This window comes from Gillisia xinjiangensis (assembly GCF_046298265.1).
Taxonomy (GTDB): domain Bacteria; phylum Bacteroidota; class Bacteroidia; order Flavobacteriales; family Flavobacteriaceae; genus Gillisia; species Gillisia xinjiangensis.
In genome coordinates, this window is the sequence record NZ_JBKAHK010000003.1 from 537534 (window position 1) to 559223 (window position 21690).

At 38.6% G+C, this 21690-nt stretch carries 14 protein-coding genes; 8 read left to right on the forward strand and 6 right to left on the reverse strand.

The genetic code is table 11. The features are described from left to right. Positions 1–10: 10 nt before the first annotated feature. Positions 11–805, reverse strand: coding sequence for a DUF2797 domain-containing protein (locus ACKGJN_RS07500; RefSeq protein WP_409538837.1), 795 nt, complete (start codon positions 803–805; stop codon positions 11–13). A 118-nt stretch (positions 806–923) separates the two neighbouring features. Between ACKGJN_RS07500 and ACKGJN_RS07505 the strand changes: the two genes are divergently transcribed. The 5 genes from ACKGJN_RS07505 (at position 924) to ccsA (ending at position 9538) form a co-directional block, all read left to right on the forward strand. Further along, positions 924–2435 carry a GH3 auxin-responsive promoter family protein gene (locus ACKGJN_RS07505; protein ID WP_409538838.1) on the forward strand — a complete coding sequence of 504 codons (1512 nt, stop codon included), beginning with the start codon at positions 924–926 and terminating at the stop codon, positions 2433–2435. Positions 2436–2704: 269 nt separating this feature from the next. Next, the gene (nrfH, locus tag ACKGJN_RS07510; protein WP_409538839.1) at positions 2705–3352 is read left to right on the forward strand and encodes a cytochrome c nitrite reductase small subunit; all 648 of its coding nucleotides are present in this window, start codon (positions 2705–2707) and stop codon (positions 3350–3352) included. Positions 3353–3397: 45 nt separating this feature from the next. Further along, positions 3398–4894 (forward strand): ammonia-forming cytochrome c nitrite reductase, encoded by a 1497-nt coding sequence (gene nrfA / locus ACKGJN_RS07515; RefSeq protein WP_409538840.1) that lies wholly within the window; start codon positions 3398–3400, stop codon positions 4892–4894. A 57-nt stretch (positions 4895–4951) separates the two neighbouring features. Next, a complete protein-coding gene (locus ACKGJN_RS07520; protein WP_409538841.1) occupies positions 4952–6262 on the forward strand; it encodes an alginate export family protein in 1311 nt (436 codons plus the stop codon). Positions 6263–6301: 39 nt separating this feature from the next. Further along, on the forward strand, positions 6302–9538 hold the full coding sequence (gene ccsA, locus ACKGJN_RS07525) for a cytochrome c biogenesis protein (RefSeq protein ID WP_409538842.1): 3237 nt from the start codon (positions 6302–6304) through the stop codon (positions 9536–9538). A 372-nt stretch (positions 9539–9910) separates the two neighbouring features. Here the strand turns inward: ccsA and era are convergent, their stop codons facing one another. Beyond that, entirely contained in the window at positions 9911–10792 is an 882-nt protein-coding gene (gene era / locus ACKGJN_RS07530; protein WP_409538843.1) for a GTPase Era, read from the reverse strand. Positions 10793–11030: 238 nt separating this feature from the next. Between era and ACKGJN_RS07535 the strand changes: the two genes are divergently transcribed. Further along, complete coding sequence (locus ACKGJN_RS07535) at positions 11031–12470, forward strand: TonB-dependent receptor (RefSeq protein ID WP_409538844.1); 1440 nt, start codon at positions 11031–11033, stop codon at positions 12468–12470. 253 nt (positions 12471–12723) lie between these two features. Here the strand turns inward: ACKGJN_RS07535 and ACKGJN_RS07540 are convergent, their stop codons facing one another. After that, positions 12724–13047 carry a TraR/DksA family transcriptional regulator gene (locus ACKGJN_RS07540; RefSeq protein WP_409538845.1) on the reverse strand — a complete coding sequence of 108 codons (324 nt, stop codon included), beginning with the start codon at positions 13045–13047 and terminating at the stop codon, positions 12724–12726. A 14-nt stretch (positions 13048–13061) separates the two neighbouring features. Next, positions 13062–15014 carry a M1 family metallopeptidase gene (locus ACKGJN_RS07545; RefSeq protein ID WP_409538846.1) on the reverse strand — a complete coding sequence of 651 codons (1953 nt, stop codon included), beginning with the start codon at positions 15012–15014 and terminating at the stop codon, positions 13062–13064. A gap of 278 nt (positions 15015–15292) precedes the next feature. Between ACKGJN_RS07545 and ACKGJN_RS07550 the strand changes: the two genes are divergently transcribed. Both ACKGJN_RS07550 and ACKGJN_RS07555 read left to right on the forward strand, forming a co-directional pair. Then, the gene (locus ACKGJN_RS07550; protein ID WP_409538847.1) at positions 15293–15748 is read left to right on the forward strand and encodes an OsmC family protein; all 456 of its coding nucleotides are present in this window, start codon (positions 15293–15295) and stop codon (positions 15746–15748) included. A gap of 332 nt (positions 15749–16080) precedes the next feature. Continuing rightward, positions 16081–16542: a c-type cytochrome gene (locus tag ACKGJN_RS07555; protein WP_409538860.1), complete on the forward strand. Its 462-nt coding sequence runs from the start codon at positions 16081–16083 to the stop codon at positions 16540–16542. Here ACKGJN_RS07555 and ACKGJN_RS07560 read toward each other — a convergent pair whose 3' ends face one another. Beyond that, a complete protein-coding gene (locus ACKGJN_RS07560; RefSeq protein ID WP_409538848.1) occupies positions 16543–20457 on the reverse strand; it encodes a two-component regulator propeller domain-containing protein in 3915 nt (1304 codons plus the stop codon). A gap of 239 nt (positions 20458–20696) precedes the next feature. After that, positions 20697–21323, reverse strand: coding sequence for a DUF4403 family protein (locus tag ACKGJN_RS07565; RefSeq protein WP_409538849.1), 627 nt, complete (start codon positions 21321–21323; stop codon positions 20697–20699). Between the last annotated feature and the right edge of the window lie 367 nt (positions 21324–21690).

Consider the following 21690-nt stretch of genomic DNA (forward strand, 5'->3'; position numbering starts at 1 on the left):
GGAAGAAAAATCAATCTATTTCCAGTTCCACCACGAAACCCTCGTGTCCACGCACGTTGAAAACCGTTCCATCCTGAAAAATCAAATACTGTCCCTTAATTCCTTTTAGAATCCCTTCATAAAAAGGCGATTTAGCAAGATTCAGGGTTTTCACTTTTTTGGGATATTCCAGCACGGGAAAATGGATCTCGGTTTCTTTGTTATTCGCCAGAAAATATTCCATAGCCGCTGCGGGAATAAACTGTTTCAACATTTCGCGAACCTCTACCAGATCAAGATCTTTCACATCGTTGGTTAACATTTTTCTCCAGTTGGTTTTATCACCAACGTGGTTCTTTAAGGCAACCTCGGTAATCCCCGCAAGATAGCGATTGGGAACTTCCACAATTTCGATAGCCTCGTGAGCGCCCTGATCAATCCACCTTGTAGGGATTTGAGTTTTGCGGGTAACTCCCACTTTTACATCGCTGGAGTTTGCCAGGTATACAATATGAGGTTTGAGCTGCACACTTTTTTCGAATTCCAGGTCCCTGTCTTCCTCATCCAAATGCGCAGTGCTTAATTCCGGTTTCATGATCCAGTTTCCTGCCTGCGGAATGGAACTAAAACAATCATAACAATACCCCTGGCGAAAAACCTTCTTCTGTAAACCGCAATGAAGACACTGAAATCTCAGGAAATTTATACTAATCTTTTTATCCAGGATTTGATTTACATTTAAAAAATCGGCTTCAAAAATGAGGTAATATTGAACAGTATCTGTTAGCTCCGTACTCATTTTAGTTAGAACCCCTTCATATCTCATATTTTTTTGTTTAATTGTAACGAAAATGATTTTTTTTGCAGGCTTCAAAGATTAGCTTAATTTTATCCGGCCAATCTGCCGCTTTTACCATAATTTGCGGATAAATATATAAAGAATAATGCCAATTCCATTAGTAAACTCTGTTGCTTCCTGGTTTTTAAAGAAGCGAATCCATCAAATGGAGTTATTCATGAAATACCCCAATGAAGTTCAGCAGGAACTCTTAAGACATCTTATTTCCAAAGCAAAAAATACAGAATTCGGGAAAAAATATGATTTTGCCGGGATACGCAATTATGAAAGTTTCGCCAGAAATATCCCTATTCATACCTATGAGGAATATGAACCCGAAATTGAGCGATGCAGGCAGGGAGAGAACAACATTTTTTGGCCTACACCCATTAAGTGGTTTGCGAAATCCAGCGGCACCACAAATGCAAAAAGCAAATTTATTCCGGTAAGCGATGATTCCCTGGAAAACTGTCATTATGCAGCCGGGAAAGATCTGTTGTGTATGTATTTAAACAACAATCCCAATTCCCAGTTATTTACGGGGAAAAGTTTACGCCTTGGCGGCAGCAAAGAGATTTACCGCAATAACGGGACTTCTTATGGAGATTTATCGGCAATTTTAATAGACAACATGCCATTTTGGGCAGAATATAGCAGTACACCAAGCAATGAAGTTTCCCTGATGAGCAACTGGGAGGTCAAAATGCAGGCGATTGTCAATGAAACTATCAAGGAAAAAGTTACCAGTCTTGCAGGAGTTCCATCCTGGATGCTTGTCTTGCTGAACAACGTATTGGAAACAACAGGAAAAGAAAGTCTGTTGGAGGTATGGCCAAGCCTGGAAGTTTATTTTCACGGCGGAGTGAATTTTGACCCTTATGCCCCTCAATACCAAAAAATATTACCCAGCGATACTTTCAGGTTTTATGAGATCTATAATGCTTCTGAAGGTTTTCTTGCCTGTCAGGACTTAAATAATTCCGAAGGATTATTGCTAATGCTGGATTACGGGATCTTTTATGAATTCATACCTATGGACACTTACGGCAGTCTTGACCAAAAAATCATCCCTTTAGCAGAGGTACAAACCGAAACCAATTATGCTGTAATAATCACTACAAATGCAGGTTTATGGCGCTATAAGATTGGGGATACAGTTCGTTTTACTTCAACCAGCCCTTACAGAATAAAAGTTTCGGGAAGAACAAAGCATCATATCAATGTTTTTGGAGAGGAATTGATCATTGAGAATAGTGATTCGGCATTAAAAAAAGCCTCCCAACTAACGGGTTGTGAAATAGTGGATTATACAGCTGCTCCCATTTTTATGGAAGGAAAAGAAAAAGGTTCTCACGAATGGATTATCGAGTTCAAAACACCGCCTCAAGATCTGGATGTTTTTATAAAAGTACTGGACCTGGCGTTACAGGAAGTTAACAGCGATTACGAAGCAAAACGCTTTAATAATATGACCCTGAATATTCCAACAGTACATCCGGCAAGAGAGCATCTTTTTTATGACTGGCTTAAAAAACATGGGAAACTGGGAGGACAGCATAAAATTCCGCGTTTGTCCAATAAGAGGACCTACGTGGAGGAGTTATTGGCGATGGGGTAAAAGTTGTGTTACGGCTAAAACCACATCTCCAGTAGGCATTCCAATAAGTTTTTTTTTTAAAACAAGTCTTGGTTTTTGATTCTAACAGTTACGCTGAAGGCGGAACGATCTCGATTCTTTACCAATCATTAATGATTTTTTTATAATTTAGATATTCCTGATCATCTAAAAATTTGCTGAAAACAATTTATATAAATTATCAAAATACGACGAAAATCATATTTTGGAGAAATTTGAAGTTTTATTTTTACTGGAAATAAAACAGAAATATGGCCGAATCTGTAAAAAAGAAAAACTTTTTTCAACGATTGCTCCCTCCTCGCAAATGGAGAATGACAGCTACCCTAATCGCAGGAGCATTTTTTGGACTTGGATTTTATATCTTAAAACTCAGCAATGCCGCATCATATTTATCTGATGATCCCAAAGCCTGTTTAAATTGTCATGTAATGACACCTCAATATCTTACCTGGAACAAAAGTTCTCACAGGGAGGTCGCCAGTTGTAATGACTGCCATGTGCCTCAGGACAATGTTTTCAATCAGTATTATTTCAAGGCGATGGACGGACTATATCATTCCGCTGTTTTCACATTTAGGGCAGAACCTGAGGTAATTGTAGCCAGGGAAGGTTCAGCAGAAGTTATTCAGAATAACTGTATTCGATGCCATGACACCCGTATCACAGATGCCAAATTACTGACAACTGTAGAGAATCATGAAGTCCACAGGACAGACCGCACCTGTTGGGAATGTCACAGAGAAGTTCCTCACGGCAGGGTGAAAAGTCTTTCTTCTGTAGGTCATCAAATTGAACCAATACCCGCACATATACCTGAAAAGAGAGATATCATACCGTCCTGGCTGCGCACTTACATCAACCAAAAGGGCGATACTATAAGCCAGCCATCACCATAAAATCTAACACTATTTGCACTAACCATTACACTAACCTTTATACCAATGAAAAACTGGATAATTTTAATCTTAACTATCATAGCAGTATTTCTGCTGGCATTGCTTGCCAATTCAATAATTGACCGAAAGGCAGAAGCCCGCTTTGCCTATCAGCCTCAGGTTGAAATTGAAGGAATAGAACCCCGGGATTCCATTTGGGGCCTAAACTTTCCAAGGCAATATCAATCATACCGAAAAACCGAAGATACTACCTTCAAAGGACTTTACAGCACAAGCGGATTTGCAGATGTGCTGGATGATCAACCAGAACTTGTAATCCTTTGGGCAGGATATGGCTTCAGTAAAGATTATAATCAGCCTCGCGGGCACTCTCACGCGATAACAGATATACAGCGAACCGCGCGGGTAGGTTCCCCAATGATAAAAGGTGAAGGCCCTATGCCAAGTACCTGCTGGACTTGTAAGAGCCCAGATGTTCCAAGGCTTATGAGCGAACTTGGGGTGACTGAATTCTACAGTCAAAAGTTTTCTGATTTTGGAAGTGAGGTTATAAATCCTATTGGTTGTGCAGATTGTCACGACCCTAAAACAATGAACCTGACTATTACCCGCCCAGCTCTTGTTGAGGCTTTTGAAGCAATGGGTAAGGTAATAGGCGACGCCTCTCACCAGGAAATGCGATCCCTTGTATGTGCGCAATGTCACGTGGAATACTATTTTGATAAAACCAAACCGGGAAAAGAAGATGCAGCTTATCTCACTTTTCCATGGAAGGATGGTTTGACGGTGGAGAATATGGAAGCATATTATGATAACATCGATTTTGCCGACTGGGTACACCCCTTGAGCAGAACCCGGATGATAAAGGCCCAGCACCCGGATTATGAAATTTTTTCTATGGGGGTACATGCCAAAAGAGGTGTCTCCTGTGCAGATTGCCATATGCCGTACAAAACTGAAGGCGGACAAAAATTTACCGATCACCACATAGGTTCACCTTTGTCTAATGTTGAAAATTCCTGCTTTGTTTGTCACAGGGAGAAAAAGGAGGATCTGGTATCTGATGTGTATGAGCGTCAACGAAAAATAAAGGAAGGAACTGGATATTTACAAAAAGAGATCGCCAAAGCACATATAGAGGCTAAAAAAGCGTGGGATCTAGGCGCTACAGAGGCCCAGATGGCAGATATACTTACAGGGATAAGGCATGCGCAATGGCGCTGGGATTTCTCTGTTGCCTCTCACGGTGCAGCCTTCCATGCTCCGCTGGAAACAAGTAGGATCGTAACAACGGGCACAGGAAAAATACAGGAAGCACGTATTGAATTAGTACGACTTCTGGCTTCCCTTGGTCATAATGAGCCGGTGGAAATGCCCAATTTTGAGAGTAAAGAATTTCTACAGAAATATATAGGCCTGGACATGCCTTCGGAGGTGCAGGATAAACAGCGGTTTATCGAAGAAGTAGTTCCCTTATGGCTGAAAGAAGGTAAAGAAAGGGAAAGAACGACTTTGCCCGGCAAAAAAGTTTCGGAAAGATAAGTACCGGGGATATAAATGATATTCTATTTTAATAATACTAATAAAAAATTTCCATCGATGAAAATAATTGGGGCTATTAGCCTAACCATTATACTTTCCATTGCCCTAATTCCAGCTGCGCATGCTCAATTTAATGTAGACGGGCAAATTGTGCAAAGAGCTGAATACCGTCACGGTTTCGGAAAACTTATTGAAGAAAACGAAGAGCCTGCTGCGTTCATCGCCCACCGGGCACGTTTAAATGTGCAATATGAATTGGAAAGCTTTAAATTCTATGTAAGTGTACAGGATGTGCGCACCTGGGGAAACACCCCTCAGGTAAAACTCACAGATCCTTACCTTTCCCTGCACGAGGCCTGGGCTGAAACTTTCCTTTCAGATAATTTCAGTATAAAACTGGGACGGCAGGAGCTTAATTATGATAATTTTCGGTTCCTTGGGAACCTGGATTGGGCTTTACAGGGAAGAGCACACGACTTTGCCCTTTTAAAGTATGAAAAAGGAGCACTTAAATTTCACGCAGGCGGGGGTTACAATCAGGATAATCAAAGCTTAAACGGTAATTTTTTCAGCACTCCCAATCAATATAAGGTAGCCCATTTCCTTAGATATGAGAATATTGCCGGGAAATTTAATTTCTCACTTCTTTTCTGGAATAATGGATTACAATATTCAGAAGTTGATAATGCCGGGGAAATAATAAAGACCGGAATTCATTACCGCCAAACTTTTGGCCTTCCATCTCTTAAATATCAATTAGGCAATACTGGCTTTGCAGGATTTTATTATCATCAGGTTGGGAAAGATATACAGGGCCGGGATGTGAAAGCATATGATGCAAGCGCCCAGATCTCACAAAATTTCCCAATAGATACTACCCAGGGAAGCAACTTCCGGCTTACCCTGGGAATCGAATTGCTCACCGGTACAGATCCGGTCGATAATGCCGCTGAAAATAATTCCTTCTCTCCTCTCTACGGAACCAACCACGCTCATAATGGGTATATGGACATGTTCTATGTGGGTGGACGACACGAGAATTCTGTAGGATTAAGGGACATGTTTCTAAGAATGAGATATGATATAAACCCGAAGTTGTTTTTGTCTCTTAACATCCATTCCTTTAACAGCTTTACCCCTTATTCGGAAAATGAAGATGAACACCTGGGCTATGAAACAGATCTTGCCCTGGGTTATCTTTTGAACAGATCTGTTTCCCTGCAGGCGGGATACAGTCATTTCTTTCAGAGTGACCAACTTGAAAATTTGCAGAATGTACAGAATCCGGCAGGGAGGCAAAACTGGGGATATCTAATGGTGATATACAGGCCTACCTTGAAAAACAGGTTCATCGGTTTGCTGTTCTAATGCACAAAATAATTTATTTAATATTTAATTAAGTTTTTTATGAAATTACTGAAGTTGCTGTTGTCTACAAAAGTTTCTTTTCTTCTTATCATGGTCTTTGCCGTTGCTATGGGTGCCGCCACTTTTATTGAAAATGATTTCGGCACCGCTGTGGCGCGTGAGGCGGTTTATGAAGCCTGGTGGTTTGAAGTAGTATTGATATGGCTTGCAGTGAATTTTCTCTCACACATTAAAAAGTATAAGCTTTTTAGCGCCAAGCGCTGGCCACTTGGTGCATTCCATATCGCCTTTGTGATCATGATCATCGGTGCCGGGGTAACACGGTATTTTGGAGAGGAAGGAGTTATACATATAAAAGAAGGCGAGGTAAAACATTCCTATTTTTCGGCAGGTCATTTTCTTCAAATAACCGAAGCTGGTAAGGATAAAAAACTGCGTTTTGAAAAGCCAATGGAACTGAGTTCGTATAAGTTTGAACCAAAGACCGTGGTTGCCAACATGGGGGACAGAACCTTTAACATTTCCATTGAAGAATTCATACAAGGAGCCCATAAAGAATATTTACAGGGAAAGGATACGCTTATTGACCTGGCATTAGCATTTGGCGGAGAAAGGGAAGACCATCTTATTACCAGAGGAGAGGATTTGCCAATGGGGAACCTCGCGCTCTCCACCACCAGGCACGGAAAGGGAGATATTAAGATTTTTAAAGAAGATAGCCTTTGGATGGTGCAAAGCAGTAAAGACATGCAGATTGTGGAAATGAGCACCCAAAGAATGGGAATGCTCAGGGCAGGTCAAACTGTCCCCCTACAAATGAGAAGCCTTTACCAGGTAGACTCTGTCGCATTCCTTATAAAAGCAATTCATGAAGGAAAACAAATAGTATACCATGCCGATGACCACGGGGGGATGGGCGCGGATCAAATTGATGTTATAAAAATAAAGGTGACCGATGCTGAAGGGAAGGAGTTATTGAAAACCTATAATCCTCTTGTAAGCAGGGAACCTCAAAAGCATGTATTTTTCGTAAACGAATCAAAGTATATTCTTTCCTACGGGCCCCGGGAAGAAATGTTGCCATTTGCACTTCAATTACGGGCTTTCGAGCTGGAACGTTACCCGGGGAGTGAAAGCCCTGCAAGTTATGCGAGCGAGGTACAGGTTATAGACCATGATGGCAGTTTCCCATACAGGATTTTTATGAACAATGTATTGGATCACAAAGGTTACCGTTTTTACCAGGCTTCCTATGACACAGATGAAAAGGGTACTATTCTTTCCGTAAGCCAGGATCGGCCCGGAACCTATATCACCTATTTTTCCTATACCCTTCTCACTATTGGTATGTTTTTTACCTTCTTCGTCAAAGGCAGTCGTTTCAGCATATTAAACAGGCGTTTAAAAACTCAGTCAGAAGGAAATACCAGAAAACCTTTAAAGGCGGCTGCAGAAAATAAAAAAACCCCGGTGGCCGATTCAGAAAAAAGAAAATCAGGAACTCTCATACCTAAAACAACAATCTTTACCTTATTGCTCATCGTTCTTTTTTTATTCTTCGGAATAAAGGCTTATTCCCAGGAACAACTCCCAGATGTGAGGCATACGGTGGTACCCCTGGAACACGCGGAAACCTATGGCAGCCTGGTGGTACAGGATCTTGATGGGAGAATGAAGCCTTTAAACACCCTGGCAAATGAGATCACCAGAAAACTTAGTGGCCGGTCCTCCATATCTGTTATACAAAAGGAAGGCGATTTTGAATTGACTGCGGAACAATTCCTTCTGGCAATGCAACTGGATCCTGCTGCTTACAGTTCGCTGCCCCTTATAAAAGTAGATCCTGAAAAAGCTGGAATGATATTCAAAACTTTGGAACGGGATCCAGTAAATAAGCTAAGCTTTAAAGAATTGCTGGATGCTGACGGACGGTATTTATTGCAGGACATTGTTGAAGAAGCTAACCGACTTAAACCTGCGGAAAGGAACGAAGCTCATAAGGAACTTTTGAAGGTAGATGAACGGTTCAATATTTTTTATGCCATTCTTCGTGGCGATTTCCTTAAGATGTTTCCCCACAAGGAGGACACTAATAATACCTGGTTTGCGGCAAATCAACATAATAAATTCAATGAAGAAGATGCCCAATTCGTAAAAAACATTACCCCATTGTACCTCTCGGCCCTTGGTAAAGGCTTTGTTTCGGGCAATTACAATGAAGCTTATGAGGTACTTTCTTATATTCGGCTTTTTCAGGAAAAGGCAGGGGCGGCGGTGTATCCCGACGATAAATTATTGGCTGCAGAGTTATTTTATAATGAGCTTAATTTAGGAAACCGGCTTTTTGGCTTTTTCTGGATCCTTGGTGCCATTATGCTTATACTGGCAATTATCAAACTTTTTAAACAACACAAATGGGTGAACATCTCCTGGAATACCGGGCTGGTTTTTGCCTGGCTGGGACTGGTGCTGTTTACCTTTCATCTGGGACTACGCTGGTATATCGCAGGCCGCGCTCCCTGGAGTGATGGATTTGAAATGCTGGTATTTGTTGCCTGGTGTATCTTATTATTCGGATTATTATTCGAAAATAAATCGCATTTCACGGTACCGCTCGGAATCATCTTCTCAGGAACCCTGTTGTTCGTCGCGTTCCTCGACTGGCTTAACCCGGAGATCACCAACCTTATGCCGGTACTGCATTCATATTGGTTGAAAATTCACGTAGCCATAATAGTAAGCGGATACGCGCCTCTCGCCCTCGCCGCATTGCTGGCACTGCTCAGCTTGCTGTTGCTTATTTTCAAACCGGTAACCCCATCTTCAAAGTGGTGGAAAAGTATGCAGGAATTAAGTATGGTTAATGAGATGTCGATAACCATTGGTTTATTTCTGCTTGCCATAGGCACCTTTTTGGGAGGGGTTTGGGCAAATGAAAGCTGGGGAAGATATTGGGCATGGGATCCAAAAGAAACCTGGGCTTTGATCTCTATTATGGTTTATGCTTTTGTACTGCACCTTAGGCTCATCCCAAAATTAAAAAACTCCCTGGTGCTCAATATTGCAAGTTTATGGGCTTTTTCGTCCATCATTATGACCTCTTTCGGAGTTAACTATTACCTCTCCGGCCTGCATTCCTACGCTTCGGGTGACCCTGTGCCTATTCCAGGTTGGATCTACTGGCTGGTAGCAGCGCTGCTGGTGATTACGCTGCTCGCTATATTTCGGTACCGAAAATTATCTAAAAAAGAGCGAAAGAATTTACTGGCGGTATAATAACGGTGTGGAAAGCCCCCAGCCCCCGAGGGGGAGTTTTCTTAGTCCAATGGGAGGTTTCAAGAGGGTAGACCATATATGATCGAGAACCTTATATCGGGATTCGGGATTCGTAAAACTGTTAATGCAATTTGGCATTTCTAATTTGAAGTGCAGGTTTCTGGGCCCGGAATTCGTAAAACGGTTTTTAAAGTTTGGTATTTGGGGCTTATAATTTCCAATCCGGGATGTGGATTTTGGATTAAAAAAGTGGATAATGGAAAGAGCAGAATGGGGCAGAATGGAGCAGAATGGGGCAGTAATAAATTAATTAACGAAATCAGCTGCACCCTAAACCATAAATTCTAATCACTCATCACCAATCAATATCCCCTATTTATTATACCCAAAACGTCTTAACTGCCGGGCATCATTTCGCCAGTTTTTGTTAACCTTGACATAGAGTTCAAGGTGCACCTGTTTTCCGAAGAATTTTTCCAGATCTTTTCGTGCTTCTACTCCTATCCTTTTTAAGGCCGCTCCTTTATGACCAATGATAATTCCTTTTTGGGTTTCGCGTTCCACCATAATAATGCTCCGCATCCTGATGATTTCTTCTTCCTCAAAAAATTCTTCGGTATCGATCTCAACGCTGTAGGGAATTTCCTTTTTATAATGCATCAGGATCTTTTCACGAATGATCTCATTTACAAAAAAACGTTCAGGTTTATCGGTTAATTGATCTTTGGGATAAAAAGCAGGAGATTCCGGCAGTAATTCCACAATTCGGTTAAAAACCTCGCTCACATTAAATCCCTGCAAGGCAGAAATAGGATAGATTTCGGCATTGGGAACTTTTTCTGTCCAAAGCTGAACTTGTTCTTCCAGTTGTTCCTGGTTTGAGGTATCAATTTTATTCAGAAGTAATAAAACAGGGATTTTAGAATTTACGATCTTATTAAAAAAGGCTTCATCTTTAAGGGCCTGCTCCCCAATCTCGACCATAAAGATCAAAATATCGGCATCTTCGAAGGCTGATTTCACAAAATCCATCATGGACTGCTGCAAATCATACGCGGGCTTAATAATTCCGGGAGTATCACTTAAAATTACCTGGAAATCTTCTCCATTCACAATTCCCAAAATACGATGCCGGGTGGTTTGTGCCTTTGAAGTGATAATAGATAATTTCTCGCCAACAAAAGCATTCATCAATGTGGATTTCCCAACATTGGGATTTCCTATAATATTTACAAAACCAGCCTTATGAGCCATAATATTTAAATTTTTTACAAAGGTACTTATAAAAAAATTCAATACATTTCTGTACAGCTTAAATCAAAACTATTTTCATTTTTAAAATTCATTTAAAACATTTATTCAGACCTACCGAAGATTACTGGCTCATTCAGATGCAGGTTATTGAAATAACTATTTAGAAGATCCTGCCTATAAATTGGCGCCAGATGAACTTTAAAATTCTTAAATTTATGGCAACGATAAAATACGACCTATGGCCATTACCATAAAAGGAGACAAAGAGCTTGATAACACCTATTCGATAAGAAATAAGGTATTACGAATCAACCTTAATGAAAACATTTACGGAGCTTTTGCCGAAATTGGTGCCGGGCAGGAAACTGTTCGTAACTTTTTTCGGGTTGGGGATGCCTCCGGTACCGTTGCTAAAACCCTGAGTGCCTATTCTAAGGATTTTAGCGATGCGATATATGGGGTTGAACCTCAGGGAAGATATGTTACGGAGACCCGGCTTAAAAGAATGTTGGCATATGAGACCGAATTGATGGAGGAAAGGATTACCCGGGAGAAATATCCTGATAAACTTTTTTTTACTTATGCCAATACGGTTACCACTATAGATTTTGCCAAGAAATATAAAGGCCATGGATGGCTGGGAATCCGTTTTCAAACACATCCTGAGGAAGCCTATAGTGAAATAATAATTCATGTTCAGTTTCATGAAACCAATGCCGCTTTACAACAAATCACATTGGGAACCATGGGAGTTAACTTAATTTATGGAGCTTATTATCAGCACGATAAACCTAAAAAATTATTAAAATATCTTTTTGATCATTTACACAAGGATCAAATAGAAATTGACACCATCAATTTTACAGGCCCTGTATTTGAGGAAGTAGATAATAGGTTGATGAGTTTAGAACTTGTAAAGAACGGCATGACAGATGCCGTAATGTTTTCTCCAAAAGGCCAGAATATCTTGCCGGCCAATGTGCTTTACAAAAAAAATATCCTTACTCTAAGAGGTAGTTTTCGGCCGGTGACAAGGGTAAATATGAGTATGCTTGAAAAATCTTTGGAGCTTTTTTTAAATGAAAGAAAGGTGGATAAAGATAAAACTGTAGTCATTTTCGAGATCACGCTCTCCAACCTTAAAGCGGAAGGTGAAATTGATGAAAAAGATTTTATGGATAGGGCCAAACTGCTTTGCGCACTGGGGCAAACGGTCATGATCTCCAATTTCCAGGAATATTATAAAGTAGTAGAATATTTTTCACAATTCACTTCGGAAAGAATGGGATTGACCATGGGTGTAAATACCTTCATGGATATTTTTGACGAGAAATACTACCGGCATTTAAGCGGCGGTATTTTGGAAGCATTTGGTAAATTATTCTTTAAAAATCTTAAGGTTTATCTCTATCCTTTAAAGGACCGTGAAACCGGAGCGATCACTACAAGTGAAAACTTAAAAGTTCATCCCCGAATGCAAAAACTATTTAAATATTTTAAAGACAACGGTCGTGTTATTGATATCACCGATTATGACCCTGAAATTTTAGACATCTACTCCAGGGAAGTCTTTCAAATGATCTCTGAAGGAAAATCCGGGTGGGAAGATATGCTGCCGGAAGAAACTACCATTATGATCAAAGAAAACAATATGTTTCAAAATCCTTTTAAACAGTAACTTTTAAAGATTCTTAATCTAAAGTGGCTGTTTAAAAAGTCTGACTTCCGTCAGGCTGAACTTGGTTCAGCCTCTAAAATGGTGTAATTTTCAACAAGTTATATCCTGAAATAAATTCAGGATGACGAATTTAATGACTTTTCGGACAGCCTCTTTTTATTTTTATAAATCAGGATCATAAGTTATTTTATGCAATCCAAATAAGGGTTTCTTTCAACTCTATATGGTGTTTTTAATTAAAATAGACAGAAAATTATTGTGAACAGGGAACACAGTACAGGCTCTCCGGCCGAATCATTAATCTACCTATGGGAATTGGCTTTTTACAGCGCAAACAAATTCCAAAGTCCTTACTGCCGGCCTTTTCCAGAACCCGTTGTAAATCTTTCAGTTTTTGTTCCACTTGCCTTAAAGCCGCCTCATTTATACTTTTATTGTTAATAGCATCCATTCTTGAAACCCTGCCAATCGCATTTTCCGGAGAAATAGGTTTGGTGAGTTCCCTATATTCAATAATTTGCGCTTCCGTTTTTTTTATTTCTTCTTTAATTTTTTGAAGTACTTCATTATTTTCCATGGCAATTCTTTAATTTAATTTCTGGATTCATAGAAATTAGCCGGCCATGCGTCATTGGAGAAATTAACATCCGGAAGGATCTTTTCAGGATCGAGCTCTACGCTTTCTACTTCTTGATCGGTTTTTAAAAGATGGTTCCAGGAATCGCCCCTTTGCCAAATCTCTACGGGAAGCTTAATTTCTTTTGTGCTTCCGTCCTTAAAGGTTACAAGCAATTCTACCGGCATTGGAATTTCCCCCTTATTGGATAAGCTTATAATATAATTTCCCTGATAAGCTTGCACCCCATTTAAGGCAAGGTCAATATTCCCAGTTCCATAAAACCAGCCCTTCCAGAACCAGGAAAGATTCTCACCGGAAACATTTTCCATATGATTAAAGAAATCATTTGGCTGCGGGTGCTTGAACGCCCAGGTTTTTATATAGGATCTAAAAGCATTATCAAAACGCTCTTCTCCCAAAATATATTCTCTCAATAAATACAAGCCCATCGCAGGTTTATAGTATGCGATCATTCCAAGGTTCTGAAGATTGGCAACATCGGGATAGGTATCGATTCCTTCGCGGTTTGGATTTATAAACCAACCGGTCATATTTCGCATTCTGTTTAATCTGGAAGGATATTCTCCATCATTAAACTCCAGAGTGCTGTAATGATTGATAAATGTATTAAAACCTTCATCCATCCACGCATACCGGCGTTCATTGGTTCCTACAATCATAGGAAACCAGTTATGACCAAATTCGTGGTCTGTAACTCCCCAAAGGGAAGCTCCTTTACTTTGCCATCCACAAAAATTAAGGCCCGGATATTCCATACCTCCAATTTCAGCTGCAACATTTACGGCCACAGGCCAGGGATACTCATACCATTTTTCAGAATAATGTTCGATGGAGGCTTTAGAATATTCGGTAGATCTTCCCCAGGCTCCTACTCCGTCGCTTTCCTTTGGATAGGCAGATTGTGCCATCGCTTTTTTGCCACTTGGCAGGTCTATTTTTGCCGCATCCCATATAAATGCTTTGGAAGAAGCGAAAGCCACATCCCTGGAATTTTCAATTTTAAAATGCCAGGTTTGGGTTCCCTGCTTTTTTGCGAGCAAAGAAGGATCATTTACTTCATCTGGTCTTATCAAATATACTCTTGTGTCGCTTTTGGAAGCTTCCTCCATTCGTTCTCTTACCACAGAAGAAAGTACCTCCCTGGGATTTTGTAATTCCCCGGAACCTACTACAATATGATTATAAGGTACTGTGATTTTATAATCAAATGTTCCGTAATCATAGTAAAATTCGCCTGCCCCTAAATACGGCTCTACATTCCATCCTACCACATCATCCAGGACAGCAACCTGAGGAAACCATTGGGCCATAGCGTAAATTGTACCGTCCTCTACTGCAAGCCGGCCCATTCTGTCCATTCCTTCCACTGGAATTTTATATTTAAAATTCATTGAAACGGTTGCCGTTCCACCATCTGCAGCGATAGGTTCATCAAAAAACACCTGCATACGGGTATCATCTATAAGGTGTTTTGTAGAAACACTCCTTTTAACCTTTGCCTGCAAATTTGATATTTCATAACCACCATCTGTGTCTCCAACATATCGGTTTCCCTGAACTGGAGTTGTTAAAGTCCCACGGGAATTCTCTGTAAACCTGTTTTGCTCAAGATACATCCAAATAAAATCGAGGTTCTCCGGGCTATTATTGGTATAGGTGACGGTAATTTTTCCTGTAATAGTATGATCTACATCATTTAAGGTTGCTTCAATATTATAATCGGCTTGATTCTGAAAGTATTCCATTCCAGGTTTACCGGTTGCCGATCGAAAAACAGATCCCTGACGATACGTAATTTCATTAAAATCATCCTGATTATTTGTGGTTACTTCCTGAGCCTGAATTTGAGATAAACCCATACCCGCCAAGGCGAGTACAAATGCAACTTTTGAAAAATAATTCATCGATTTTAAATTTTGTTTTCGCTAATTTAAAAAATCTCTTAAAAACATCGGTCTTAAATGCAGCATCAAATAAGGTTTTTATTTTGAACCGCTGAAAATAATACAAACCGAAAAATTTCATGATCAGAAATTTCTCCCACAATTCCTTTACGAATTCCTAACAAACTGATTTTAGTCATAATTAAACAAAGGCGTTCCCTGTAAATTTAGCTTTTCAAAAACATTCAGGGCGAATCGATTACCGCCTTCGGAATTATTCATTTTTATAAAATTAGCCTATGTCTGAAGTACACCAATATACTGTAAACCTTGAGTGGAAAAGCGATCGCAAAGGGGAGGTAAGCTCTCCGGAATTGCCTACCACCATTGAAGTTGCCACTCCAGTTGATTTTCCAGGAGGAATGCCTGGTATCTGGTCCCCGGAACATTTATTTGTAGCTGCTGTAAACACCTGCTTAATGACCACATTTTTGGCCATTGCAGAAAATTCTAAACTTGAATTTATCAGTTTCTCTTGTAAATCTGTTGGGGTTCTGGATAAAGTCGATGGAAAATTTCAGGTATCTGAGATCACCCTTAAACCGGAATTAATTATTCCCGAAGGAACAAACGAAGAAAGAGCACTCCGAATCATTGAAAAAAGTGAACAGCACTGCCTGATCTCCAATTCTATTAAATCCAATATTATTTTAGAACCCAAAATAATTGTAGAAAAAAGAACATCGTCTGTATAAAATTTTAAAAGCTGAAAAATTTACCCCGGAAGGGTTTGATGGAATTATCCGAATTCAGAATTTAATCCCTCATCGAGGGATGAAAAAGGGGGAAAACACCAGTATATGAAAATGTAGAAAAGTGTTATTTTTAAAAGTGAACTATAAAACTCATAGTCAGTAACTAACGCTATTATGAAACAAAATCTCACTTCAAAAAACTCAATATCTATATCCACTATTCTGATCGCTGTTTTTTTTTAATTTTCACCGGATGTAAAGACAAGGGTTATGATCAAATTCCTGAAGAAAAAGAACTTTCTGAAAAAGACTTTCAACAACGCGGGGAATATCTGGTAAAGAGTATAGGGTGCATGGATTGCCATTCTCCTAAGAAAATGGGAGAGAAAGGCCCGGAAGTAATTGCTGAGCTTCACCTATCAGGATATCCTTCAAAACGGGAATTCTCCAAAATTGATACGTCAAACCTCAATAATGGTTGGATGCTTATGAACCCGGATCTAACCGCTGCCGTTGGTCCATGGGGCGTTTCATTTGCTTCCAATATTACTTCCGATGATACTGGAATAGGAAACTGGAGCCTGGAACAATTTAAAATCGCACTTATTAAAGGAAGATTCAAAGGAATGGAAAATGGAAGGGATCTTTTACCTCCAATGCCTTGGCAGAATTTCGCCAATTTGACAAATAAAGACCTAAAGGCCATCTACACCTATCTACAAAGCACCAATCCCGTAAATAATGTGGTACCTAATCCAATACCCTTTGCAGAAATATCAAATTTGGAGCTTTAGTTATTCAGATCCTTTCTTATTTATCATTGTTCCAGGCATGAAGCCAAAATGCTTTTTGTAAGCCGAAAAGAACATATCCTTATTTTGAAAACCAGAGTTCCGGGCAACTTCAGAAAGATCTGAATTCCCAAGATCGATTAGGTTTTTGGCAAAAATCAACCTTGTTTTAACTATAAAGTCCAAGGGGGTTATTCCCTGAATGGTCTTGAGTTTCAAATAAAGAGCCTTGCTGGAAATTCCCATCGCTTCACTCAAATCTTCCACAGAAAAAGAATTGTTGGAGATGTTTTTTTCCACCAACTGCTCTATTCTGGTGATAAACACATCATCAAAATCACTTTTTAGGAGGTTGCTGTTACGTTCACTTAAACTTGTATTTACAAAAGGCAGGAAAACCTGAATTTTTAATTTAGCTGCAATTAACTGAAAAAGCGAATCCAGATTGACCGGTTTTTTAATAAGGCTTAGCCTACTATCTTCGATGTTTTGAGGCATCTGAGCTTCATTGGATTCAGAATACATTAAATAAACAGGCATTCCCATTAAATTCGTATTATTTTTAAGGGCTTCTCTAAGAGCCAAACCATTCATTCCCGGCATATCAAAATCGGTAATAAGTATATCCGGATGTATCCTGGCAGCGATTTCATAGGCTTGAATTCCATTTTTAGCCCCATAAACTTCCCCTAACTTTTTAAAGGATTCCAGAAATATTTTTCTTAATTCATCGTTGTTTTCAGCAATCAAAATTTTTATTGATTCCGAAGGGATCGAAACAGGATTTTTTATTTCCGGTAGCATGGTTTCTTCCACCTCCGAAATTTTTTCATCTTTAAATTTTTCTGAAGTTTCCACGAAAATCTCAGGCTTTTTTTGATTCTTAAGAATGATTGTAAATGTTGTGCCCTGATTCTTACTACTTTCAAAAACGATACTTCCGCCAATTTTATCGATGAAATCCTTCACATATAAAAGATCCATCTGACCTGAATTTGTTTTCGGCATACTGCCCTTTGAATTTTGGTAATATTCATTTATTACCTTTTGATCTTCAACAGGCAATCCCAATCCATTATCGGCTATTTGCACTTTTAAGTCACCACGGTTGGTTGGAATTAAATTGATAATTATCTTACCTTCTTCAAAAGAGTACCGGATTGAATTTGACATAATATTGAAGAAAATTCTGTTCAAATAATCCAAATCATAATGGAAGAATTCCTGATTCCACTGATTGTTCACTATAATTTCCATCTTTTTTTGGCTAAGAATTGGTGAGAGATCCTTCACCAATCCCTCCATATAATCCTTAACAGAAATTTTTGTAATCCTGGCTTGCTGTTTATTTTTATTAAAACCGGAGGCATGGAAATTTAAAACCGGCTCCAGTAGCATCCTTAACCTGTACACGATATTTTTTAAACGATAATTGCTTTCAGAAGAAGCATCGTCGGAAAGCTGCTCTAAAGAGGCCAACAAAATTGTTAACGGCGTTCCTATTTCCTGGTTCAAATTATTATAAACTGAATTTTGGGTAGCTTTTATTCTTCGCTTTTTAATAATTTGGGAAACGAAAAATGGGATTAAAAGCAGAAGTATAAGAGCCAGAGAATAACCTATGTAAGCATTTGTTGTGAACCACCAGGGCGATTTTATGTTCAGGGAGATTTTCTCTACCGGACTCCATTTTCCATTGGAGCTTCTTGCCTTTACCTGGAAGGCATAATTCCCGGGAGCCAAATTGGCATAATTCACCTTATTTTGGTTAGCCGGGTTAGACCATTCTTTATCAAAGCCATCCAGTTTCCATGAATAATTGAGTTGTGCCTGATTTCCAGGTTGTATGGCGAAAAAATTGAAGGAGACAGAATTCCTGTCATGTGTTAAACTCAATTCCTTTTCTGAATTTACCAAATTTAGCTGCTGTAATCCATGCTCGCTGGAATATATTCCCACAGAACCTATTACCATATTTGGGGTAGTTTCAGGTATATTTTTTAATTTCTCCGGATTAAAAATACTAACCCCCTTGAAAGTTCCAAAAGCGAGTCTATCATCTAATTGTGCAAAACTACCACGAGTAAACACCTCACTTAATAAACCATCTTCTTTATTGAAAACCCGAATTTCGGGATTTTCTTCCAGTTTAAAATTGACCAGACCTTTGGAAGTTCCGGCCCAAATTTCATTTTTCCCATAAATAATAAGTCCCTGAATTCTGTTTGATGGTAATCCAGTTATCTTATTAATTATTTTAAAGGAATCTCTGGCAGCATCATAAATCACAATCCCGGCGCCCTCTGTAGCAAGAATTATTTTTCCCGAATTGGTTTCACCTATGGAATTTATCGTGAAATAAGGAAGGTTTTTTGCGTTTGGCTGAAGTTTCTCAATAGGTATAACTTCACTCTTATTTCTCTTAATCTTAAAAACACCATTTTTTCCGGCAGCAAGAATATCTCCTGAAGCCAGTTCCAGTATGGCAGTTATACCTTTTAGGGAAAAACTCTTGATATCTCCATTTGGTTTTATTTTAGTTAGATCACCTTCCTCCCCACCGGCCCAAACATTTTTATTTGAATCTACCAACAGGGCATTTACTTTTTGAAGCTCAATTTTCACTTTAGAATCTATCGAATATTGCGCCCTTAAAAAAGTATTAATATTAACCTTAAAAACTCCATCGTTAAAAGTCGCCACCCACATATGGATATCGTCTGCGTGTAAATCCTTAATATCATCTGGAATGTTGCTGGCTTTGGTAAAGGACAAATTCTTTAAATGTTGCCAGGAATTATTTTTGGTATTCCAAATACTAAGTCCCTGCCTGGTTCCAAACCAAACCTTCCCATTTTTATCTTTTTCTATGGCTGTAGTAAAATTATCGGCCAGGCTGCTGTATTTATTGGGATCATGCCGTATGAATTCAAAGTTGTTCTCCCTTATGTTTATGGAATTGATTTGTCCGGTTGTTGTAGAAACCCAAAGGGTATTTTGTTTATCCAGAAACAAGCCATTTAAATTATTATCAGAAAGAGAAAATAAATTGTTTTCCTGTTGTCGAAAATGGGAAACCAATCTAAGATCTTTATCCAGGATGAGTAAACCATCACCTTGGGTAGCTATATATAAATTACCCAAAGCGTCCTTGGAAAGTCCTGAAATAGGAATTTTCTGAGAGGAATACGGTAAACTATATATCTTTTCGGTGATTGAGAAATCAGTATTGGTTTTATAAAGACCGTCCTCCTGAGTTCCAATCAAATAAAATTCTCCTGTAAATAACAGACTTTGAATGTTCCAGTTTTTATTCCCTGGTAAATTGATCTTTTTATATTCAATGCTATTCTTTTTTAAGCTGAAAACCCCCTTAGAGGTACCAAACATAACATTTTGATTGGCATACATAATATGATTTACGGATTGTTCCGCGGGAAAGATTGAAATAAGCGCCAGTTTTTTTCCTGAATAATTCCAAATTCCATTATTGCAACCAAGCCACAATGTTCCTGTTTCGTCTTCGGTAATTTGTTGAACATTGGCTTGTGTAGATGGTCTTTCAGATGGTATTGCTTCAAAATACCCTTTTAGCCTGTTGTATTTAAGTAATCCGCTTTGAGCACCAACCCATATTTGATTTTTTGCATCTAAATAAACGGTATTTATTTTTCCGGTACCTTCCGGCAGGCCTTTGAAAAAATTAAAAAATTGAGATTGATAGGAATTATATCGCTCTATGTGAGTATCTGAAGCGATCCATAAATTCCCCAAACTATCCCTCTGTATCGCATTTATCTTCTGAAAATCCCCGTTTATTTCAGAAAGCTTTTCAATTTTCGGAATTTCCTGCGCAATACCTAACCCCGGTGTTATCAGCAATACTAAAAAGACCAATTTTAATTTAAAATACCTCAAAATTTTAAAATTTAATTAAAATAATATTAACAATTTACTGATATAAACCGCTGTATAAAAAGGAATTAAAAATGATTTATCAAAAGGTTATCAACCATAGGTTTCTTAAGATTTATGATTAATTGAAGTGATTTTTAATGAAATAATTGATCTCTTACTAACCTGTCGTAAAAGGCAAATGCCCTTAGATTGAAAATCTCGGGTTTTGGATATAGTGAATGGGGAATAAATCGTACTGTTTAAAAATCTAATTTTTTGATATCTAAGCCGATCCCTCCCTCGAAATCAACAAAAATTAACATATGGCTCTCGATAAATTGTATATTTTCTACTAAAAAAGATCGCAAATTGCCAGAAACATAAATACCATTGGAAACCTCCATTGGATGCTCCATTTTCTCATTTATTGAAGGAAGCTTTTTTTCAATTTCCGGCCTCAAATCAAACTGCATTTTATTTTTAATTTTATCGTGCATAAAGGTATTTGCAATAGATTCTATAGCATTATTAAAGAGCCAGTTATTTGAGGTTCCATTCAATGTAAAATCAATTACCCGAACTTGCTGTTTGGCTTTATCTAATTCCAGGGCAGCATAGAATTCAATTACGCCCTCTTTATTTTTAAAAATAGTGGTGAGGGTTTTAAATTTCACCTGCACTGCTATATCATACCCATCCTTGTAGCTTTTTTCAAGAGCAATAGATTGGATTTCGGCATAATTAGAAACCTTCCCATCCTTATCTGTTTTGGAGATATACTCGCCTTTAAATTTTTTCTGAAGATAGGTTTCTATCACTTTATAATCAATTTTGACTGGAAGTCTTAAAAAATTTAATACTTGTGACGGATTTCCGGTTTGTTCCATATCTCTTTTATTTTATTCTTTTTGAATGATAATGATGATGCAGCTAACGTTTTGTTGATGACGCATGGCTATAATGGATAAATTAAGGTATTTCCAGTTAATTTAAGGATCTTTTTAAGAAAGTTTTTAGATCTGATCAAGGATTACATTTCAAAAACACATTTCAAATAATTCAAATTATAATTAATTATTTAATGGAAAGCTCGGATTACAAATGCGAGCTATCTTATTTTACAAAGAAGGGATTTCGTTTAATAGCGGGGTTTATGACGCAGATGGCCCGGATTTGCAATCCGCATCGAAGTCCTTGACTTTATTGCATAAAAAAAGCACCTATCTTTCGATACGTGCTTATAGAGTACTATAA